The sequence below is a fragment of the Lachnoclostridium sp. genome, from assembly GCF_031997925.1.
GTDB lineage: Bacteria > Bacillota > Clostridia > Lachnospirales > Lachnospiraceae > Lachnoclostridium.
In genome coordinates, this window is sequence record NZ_DAMADT010000012.1 from 65,210 (window position 1) to 73,711 (window position 8,502).

The window sequence follows — 8,502 nt, forward strand, 5'->3', positions numbered from 1 at the left end:
CCACCAAACTGTACTACTGCGCCATCTGGCTGTTCAAGATCTACGATATTTTCCACATCTTCTGGGGTTAATGGCTCAAAGTAAAGCTTATCAGCGATATCAAAGTCTGTACTTACTGTCTCTGGATTGTTATTTACGATAATTGTCTCGAAACCGCTCTTGCTCATAGACCATGTTGCATGTACGGAACAGTAATCAAACTCAATACCCTGTCCGATACGGATTGGGCCAGAACCAAGTACTAATACTTTTTTCTTTGTCTTAGTAGCATCCACTTCATTCTCACTGGCAAAGCAGGAATAGTAGTAAGGGGTCTGTGCTTCAAACTCTGCGGCACACGTATCAACGGTCTTAAACGCTGCAAGAATTCCGAAGTCTTCTTTACGAAGTTTCTTTACTTCTTCTAATGACTTGCCACTAAGCTGTGCAATCACACGATCTGGGAATTCCATACGCTTTGCTTCTAACATTAACTCTTTCGTTAATGGTTCTTCACTTAAGCGTTTTTCCATCTCAGTAAGTATTGCAATTTTATCAATAAACCATAAATCAATCTTTGTAATATCATTGATTTCTTCTGGTGTAATTCCACGACGGATAGCTTCTGCGATAACAAAGATACGTCTGTCATCAATCAAATGAAGTTTCTCACGAATATCTTCTACACTATCCTTGCTATAGTCGCCATAGTTCATACTATAGATATTCTGCTCAAGGGAACGTACTGCCTTCATAAGAGCCCCTTCGAAGTTTGTACAGATGCTCATTACCTCACCGGTTGCTTTCATCTGAGTCGTTAAGGTTCTCTTTGCCATAATAAACTTATCAAATGGCCACTTTGGAATCTTTACTACACAGTAATCAAGTGCTGGTTCGAAGCTTGCTACAGTTTTACCTGTGATTGCATTTGGAATCTCATCTAAGGTATAACCAAGTGCAATCTTTGCTGCAACCTTCGCAATTGGATATCCGGTTGCTTTTGAGGCAAGTGCAGAAGAGCGGCTTACACGAGGGTTAACTTCAATTACACAGTACTCAAAACTATCGGGTTTTAAGGCATACTGTACATTACATCCACCTGTAATATTTAACTCAGTAATAATATTTAAAGCAGAGGTACGTAACATCTGATATTCTTTATCGGATAATGTCTGAGATGGAGCGACTACGATACTATCTCCTGTATGAACACCTACTGGATCTAAGTTTTCCATGTTACATACCGTAATACAGTTTCCTGCACCATCACGCATTACTTCATATTCAATCTCTTTCCACCCAGCGATACAACGCTCGATTAAGCACTGTCCAACACGGCTAAGACGTAATCCATTCGTACAGATATCAATTAACTCTTCCTTATCCGCTGCGATACCACCACCAGATCCACCAAGGGTATAGGCTGGACGGATTACAACCGGATATCCAATAGTCTCTGCAAAATCAACTGCTGCAGCTACTGTAGTAACAACAACGCTGGCTGCACAAGGCTCACCGATTTTCTCCATCGTATTCTTAAACTCTAGACGGTCTTCTGCTTTTTTAATTGTTAATGAGGTAGTTCCGATTAGTTTGGTCCCTGTTTCTGCTAAAAATCCGGATTCCTCTAACTCCATTGCAATATTTAACGCTGCCTGACCACCAAGAGTTGGGAGCACACTATCTGGTTTTTCTTTTAATATAATCTTCTTTACAACCTCTGGAGTTAATGGCTCAATGTAAACCATATCTGCAATGTCTTTATCTGTCATAATAGTTGCTGGATTTGAGTTCACCAATACAACTGTAACTCCTTCTTCCTTTAAAGAACGACAAGCTTGGGTACCTGCATAATCAAACTCTGCTGCCTGGCCAATCACAATCGGGCCGGAACCAATCACTAAAACTTTCTTAATGTCATTATTCTTTGGCATTACGCATTTACCTCCATCATCTTCATAAACTCATCAAATAGGAACTCGGAATCCTGTGGACCAGCACATGCCTCCGGATGGAACTGTACCGTAAAAATATATTTATTCTTATACTTAAGTCCCTCTATTGTCTTATCGTTTGCATTAATAAAGCGAACCTCTGCCTTAGCTTCATCAATGCTATCTTCCACAACTACATAGCCATGATTCTGGGAAGATAGATAAACGCGACCAGTTTCTAAATCTTTTACTGGATGGTTCGCTCCACGATGTCCGTACTTCATTTTCTTTGTTTTAAAATCATTTGCAAGTGCCATTAACTGATGTCCTAGACAAATTGCAAAGATAGGAACGTTTGAATCATATAATTTCTTAATTTCTTTAATAATTTCAACACATTCTGCTGGATCTCCAGGGCCATTACTTAACATAATTCCATCTGGATTTGCCTCTAAGATTTCTTCTGCCAATGTATCAGCAGGATAAACCGTAACTTCACAGCCTCTTTTTAATAGACAATGTTCAATATTTTTCTTAGAACCAAAGTCCATTAATGCAACCTTATAATGTGTTTTCACTAAGTTTTCATCTTCTGCTAACTTATTTAAATAAGCGATTCCAGCAGTTCCCTGCATGCTCGCCATTGCTATTTCACCAAGACAAACACCGTTTTTCGTCGCCTTCTCAATTGCTTCCTTCATCTCAGGAGATGCCATGTAAGTCATCTTTGCCATCTCAAAGTCAGTTGGGGTAAAATTCTCGTGGGTTGTAGCCTTCTTCTCTTTACAGCTTACCCTGCTAACCACATCCGTTACCTTATATTCCTTTAACGCTTTTACTACCTCTTCAATTACGAAGTTTTCATTCGTAGTTATCATACCGTTCATTGTACCGCTCTCACGAAGAATCTTCGTTAAGCTTCTTGTATCCACACCAGAGATTCCAGGAATATCATTCTTAATCAGGAACTCCTCAAAGCTAAGTTCAGATCTAAAATTACTTGGTACACGTGATGTCTCTCTTACAATAAATCCATCTGACCATGCCTTTAATGATTCCATATCCGATGGACAAATACCATAATTGCCGATAAGCGGATATGTCATTACCACAGCTTGACCAGCATAGGATGGATCCGTTAATATCTCCAGATAACCTGTCATCGAGGTATTAAAAACGATTTCACTAATAACCTCTCTTTTCGAACCAATGTGTTTACCTTCGAAAATGTGCCCGTCTTCCAGTATCAGAAAAGCTTTCATACAAATCCTCCTATTATGTTATGTTTTTTGAGTTACCCCTCGCTTTAAATGGATATTTTTTCCATCTCCTATTTAAAAAAATAAGATATATCGCCTCTTCACTTATTTCATGGAAACCATGAAAATTAAAGGTGATACATCTTAAGTCCAGAGGCTTAAATTTTGCAAATTATACTCAAATTGTTAAAATGATACCACACCATCTTTAAAATTACAAGAAATATTTATTCCGGAACATAACAAAATAATATTGATAATCTATGCATTTATTGTGCATATTTACTTAGGCTTAGATAAATTATACATACTTATAAAGTCTAATAAGTACTCCTTCTTAATATTACTAAGGGCTTATGTACTTGCACCAATCATGGCTACTTCGCATACCTTATCTTGAACCAGTATATTGAGGTAGTAAGACATGGTATACAACCCGTACTCTTTTCATTACCCTACCTACGGTCAAGGTTTTGGGGTAGAAAAAGATGTATTTTCACCCACTATGGATAATCAAATTCTTCGTACTAATATGATGCCTCGTAACGACAACAGAGTATATCCAGCTCAGGTTGAAACACAGTCTCTTGGTGGTCTTATTGTAGATGTACTTTCTGCTAGAGACAATCGACCTATTAGCAATGCTACAGTTGATATTAACATTACCGGTCAACCTTCTACCCAACCTATAGAAGAATTGCGAACAAATGATGCAGGAAGAACAGAACTCGTCGAATTACCAACGCCTCCTGTAGATTACAGTTTGGAACCTAGTGCTCCAATGCCATATGCTGAGTATACTTTGACAATAAAAGCACCTGGATTTGAACCGGTTATCATATCTGGAGCACAATTACTTCCTACCGTAAATGCCCTACAAAATATCTCACTAGACCCAACTCCATCAGCGGGAGTCCGAGATACTGCAGAGTCTTTTGCAATACCATACCATACCTTATATGGAGATTATCCACCTAAGATTTTGGAAGCTGAAATAAAGCCTTTGGAAGAAGCTGGTGAGATTGTACTTCCAAACGTTGTTATTCCTGAATTCGTTGTCGTTCATGATGGACCTCCTAATGACAAAACGGCTATGGATTATTGGGTTCCATATCGAGATTACATTAAAAATGTAGCCTCCAGTGAAATCTATGCTACTTGGCCAGAAGCAACCATTTATGCAAATGTATTAGCAATTCAATCCTTTACCTTAAACCGCGTCTTTACAGAATGGTATCGTAATAAAGGATTACAGTTTACTATTACCTCTTCCACTGCATACGATCATAAATTTATGCCTGGACGAAACTTTTTTGATTCCATAAGCAGAGTTGTTGATACAATCTTTAACAACTATTTATCTCGTCCAAATGTGAAACAACCAATCCTAACACAGTATTGTGACGGTAAACGTGTATCTTGTCCTGAGGTAATGTCACAATGGGGTTCAAAATCTCTTGGCGATCAGGGTTATACAGCAATTCAAATTCTTAGATATTATTATGGAGACAGTATTTATATCAATTCTACGTATGAGGTTTCCGGAGTTCCTGTTTCCTTCCCAGGTTATAATTTAACAATAGGTTCCTCGGGCTCTAGTGTTATGCAGCTACAAGAGCAGCTAAATGCTATCGCTGATGTATACTATCCAATTCCTAACGTCTCAGCCGATGGAGTCTTTGGTCCTACAACCGCAGAGGCAGTAAAAGCTTTTCAAAAACAATTTAATCTTCCTGAATCAGGTATCGTTGACCTTCCAACTTGGTATAAAATCTCTGCTATTTATGTTGCTATTACAAGAATAGCAGAATATCAATGATTCGTAATACCTCTTTCATAAATCATTCTAACAAACAAGTGGATTAAATATTACCCACTTATTATGAAAAAGGGCTTTTGCGTGTAAGATTACCTGCCATTTTAAAGCAAGTAACCTTACACGCAAAAGCCCTTTTTCTTTCATTATCTACCATCGGAATTGACAAGGTTCTCTATGATCTAAGGTATCAAATTCATATCCTTTTGACTCAATATAATCTATTACCCCACCTAATACCTTAGCTGTTAAAGGATTCGTTTGACCGTCATGTAACAGAACCACTGGACACCGATATCGATTCAAATCTCTGCTTATATTTTTTTTGATAGAATATGCTGTGGGAGAACCTACCGCATCTTCCCCACTAACGTTCCAATCATAATAGGTAAATCCTCTCCTTGTCATTTCTGCGACTAACTCTTTTCTTATTCTCTTCAAGTAATGATTATAACTTCCTCCTGGAAATCGATAAATATATGGACGTACACCAGTTACTTCTTCAATTCTTTGAAATGCTTTATCATAATCCTTTAAGAAAGAGTCAACCGACTTATAAATCTTACCATAATCATGAATATGTGTATGTACACCGATGAAATGTCCTCGATTTACTACTTCTTTTAATATACTAGCATTATCTTTATTAATCTCCTCTCCTATAACAAAAAAGGTAGCTTTAATCTTCTTTTCATCAAGTACATCCAATACCTTCAAGGTATTGGCACTTGGTCCATCATCAAATGTTAGAAAGCAGACTTTCCTGCCATCAGAAGGAGATGTATAATCCGCTTCTGATTTCGTATATAAATTGGGATAATGATGTACATAGTCAGGTTCCCTGCTTAAATCACCATCACTAACATAGCCACTTTCTACAGTGATACTAGCAGTAATGTCATGATCCCATATACTATTGCCAGCCATCCAGCCCATTCCTTGTTTATTAAGCTGTACCTCATTTTCTAACGTAACAAAAAGGGCCAACTCATCGAGTGATTCATACTCTATTTTTCCAATGATTCCCGCGGTAGTCTCCTCATTTGCTTTATCATAGAACAACCTACCAATAAGAGATAGGAAGATTAGTAACAATACTAACATGATAATCTTGTCTTTCATATTAAGCTCCAAATCGTTTGTTACCATATAATCTATGCCATATGCTCTGTATAACATTCCATAAAAAAAGCAGTTGGTAAATTAACCAATGCCTATGGTTAATTTATCATCTGCCTTTTATTCATATAGTAGCTGGAAGTTTGTGCCGAGGACGACGCAGGTACAAACTTCGGTGCGAAAATTGCTTTCTATTTTCACACTACTTCCACGGTCCAGCCAAGAGTATCTTCGATTTTTCCTAATTGAATTCCAGTAATCGTATCATATATTTTTTGACTTAACTCTCCGATACCGCCATCTCCAACCATTAATACATGGTCTTCAAAACGAAGGTGTCCCACTGGAGATATAACTGCAGCGGTCCCAGTCCCAAACACTTCTTCTAAACTACCGTCTTTGCCAGCTTCATAGAGTTCCTCCACGGAAATTCTTCTTTCCTCAATCTCTAGGTTCCATTGTTTGCATAACGAAATTACGGAATCTCTGGTTACACCTGGTAAAATACTACCATTTAACGCTGGAGTTAACACTTTACCATTAATCTTAAAGAAGATATTCATTGCACCAACTTCTTCAATATATTTTCTTTCCTTACCGTCTAACCATAACACCTGAGAATATCCTTCTTCATGAGCCTTTACCTGAGAAGCCAAAGACGCTACATAGTTACCACCGGTTTTTGCTTCTCCGATTCCTCCTTTGATGGCTCTGACATATTCATCCTCAATCCATATTTTCACAGGGTTTAATCCTTCTGGATAATAAGCACCAACAGGTGATAAAATCACAGCAAACAGATAACGATTGGATGGACGCACCCCAAGGAATGGGTCTGTTGCTATTACAAAAGGACGAATATAAAGGGAAGTACCTGATTTAGTCGGAATCCATCTTTCATCCATCTTAACTACGGCCTTTACAGCCTCAACAAAATCTTCTTCCGGTATCGTTGGGATACAAAGTCTCTTATTACTGTTATTCGCACGTTCTGCATTCTTATTTGGACGGAATAATAAGGTTCTTCCATCCTCTGTCTTATATGCTTTTAATCCTTCAAACATTTCCTGACCATAGTGAAATACCATAGCGGATGGTTCTAATGAAATTGGTCCATATGGGACGATTCGAGCGTCATGCCAACCCTTTCCCTCTTCATAATCCATAAGAAACATATGATCGGTAAATATCGTACCAAATTTTAATGGATTGTCAGCTGCAGGAAGTTCCTTAGGTGCAGTTGTTTTCTCATATCTGATATTCAGCATCTGTACATCCTTCTTTCTACGTATTTTCCCTTATTCCTGCGCATCTATTTGTGCACCGTTTGCGCCAAGGATTACGTTTTATAATATATTAGACTTTCATCCATAAATTTTCAAGTACTATTTCGTAATTCAACCAATTAGTTTCTTATTCTATCGTTCCTTACCAAAACGGATATTCGTGATCCGCTTACGCTACTTCCTCATAACCTCATTGCCACTACGTGGCATTAAACTCTTATCAGATGTTGTATCTAGAATGATATTTCCGATCAAGTGGCATAACAGCTCCAAATTGTTAATGTCAACTGCGGACATCTTAGATTTTTTTATCATTCTTTCCAAGGAGATTAAGCCAAGTATATTGTTTTCTTTTTTTATCATAACCTGCATAACAAATGCTAGATTTTGCTTCATAAAAACTTGGTAAGCCTTCAACGATTTACTGATGTTCATATTATCGAGCACAATAATTCCATTTGCAGTAAAGTTTTTCTGATATCCTTGTTCTAACAAATATGTTGCATTCTTATCTTCCGATTCGGATATTCCCCAATGCATAATCAATGGTAATTCTCTTCCGCAATAAACATTTATCTTATCAAATTGATATAATTCTCCTAACTGGCAGAGAACCTCTTCTATTCCATCTTTACGTTTTTCATATAAAGATTGCATCATATTTGAAAAATGATATGTATTATTACATCCTGCATAAGCTATGTCCATTTGGGGGATAGCATTTGGTAACTTGCAACTTATATCACCATGTTTTAAAGGATTATAAATGATATAACGATTTTTCCCCTTTTCCTTAGCTAGGTATAAACTATAGTCTGCCTTCTGAAAAAGTTCCTTATAGACTACCCCATCGGTAGGATATTCTGCGCAACCCATAGAACATGTGACATGGATATTGTTCTCGGAACCAACATAAGCATAAGCAATATTTTCCCGTATTGCTTTTAATACATTTCTAAGGCTCTTTTCATCGTCCACATTATCTAAGATAGCAAATAATTCGTCTCCGCCTATTCTTCCGACAACCCCATGATCACCAACCATCTCTTTTACGATATTGGCTACTCTTACGATAGCCTCATCACCAACCATATGGCCGTAGGTGTCAT

The 8,502-nt window shown here is 37.6% G+C and carries 5 protein-coding genes and 1 pseudogene; 1 reads left to right on the forward strand and 5 read right to left on the reverse strand.

Going from position 1 to position 8,502, the window contains the following annotated elements; genetic code table 11:
• Nucleotides 1-1,913, reverse strand: a pseudogene (gene carB, locus RTP52_RS09980) (carbamoyl-phosphate synthase large subunit); the annotation flags it as partial.
• A complete protein-coding gene (locus tag RTP52_RS09985) occupies nt 1,913-3,175 on the reverse strand; it encodes a carbamoyl phosphate synthase small subunit (RefSeq protein ID WP_312370959.1) in 1,263 nt (420 codons plus the stop codon). The gene RTP52_RS09985 and the pseudogene carB, both read right to left, overlap by 1 nt.
• 532 nt (nt 3,176-3,707) lie before the next feature.
• On the opposite strand from RTP52_RS09985, the gene RTP52_RS09990 reads away from it, so the two are divergent.
• A complete protein-coding gene (locus tag RTP52_RS09990) occupies nt 3,708-4,991 on the forward strand; it encodes a peptidoglycan-binding protein (protein WP_312371005.1) in 1,284 nt (427 codons plus the stop codon).
• Between the two features lie 147 nt (nt 4,992-5,138).
• On the opposite strand, the gene RTP52_RS09995 is transcribed toward RTP52_RS09990, so the two are convergent.
• The 3 genes from RTP52_RS09995 to RTP52_RS10005 all read right to left on the reverse strand — a co-directional run.
• Entirely contained in the window at nt 5,139-6,110 is a 972-nt protein-coding gene (locus RTP52_RS09995) for a polysaccharide deacetylase family protein (protein WP_312370961.1), read from the reverse strand.
• A gap of 194 nt (nt 6,111-6,304) precedes the next feature.
• Nucleotides 6,305-7,375, reverse strand: a complete 1,071-nt coding sequence (locus RTP52_RS10000) for a branched-chain amino acid aminotransferase (protein ID WP_312101771.1) — start codon at nt 7,373-7,375, stop codon at nt 6,305-6,307.
• Nucleotides 7,376-7,567: 192 nt separating this feature from the next.
• On the reverse strand, nt 7,568-8,502 hold a 935-nt coding region (locus RTP52_RS10005), incomplete at its 5' end, for a GGDEF domain-containing protein (protein WP_312370964.1).

Excerpts from the sequence above, each read along its gene's own strand:
- RTP52_RS09985 (WP_312370959.1), bottom strand. The coding sequence starts at position 3,175 with ATGAAAGCTTTTCTGATACTGGAAGACGGGCACATTTTCGAAGGTAAA.
- RTP52_RS09990 (WP_312371005.1), top strand. The coding sequence starts at position 3,708 with ATGCCTCGTAACGACAACAGAGTATATCCAGCTCAGGTTGAAACACAG.
- RTP52_RS09995 (WP_312370961.1), bottom strand. The coding sequence starts at position 6,110 with ATGAAAGACAAGATTATCATGTTAGTATTGTTACTAATCTTCCTATCT.
- RTP52_RS10000 (WP_312101771.1), bottom strand. The coding sequence starts at position 7,375 with ATGCTGAATATCAGATATGAGAAAACAACTGCACCTAAGGAACTTCCT.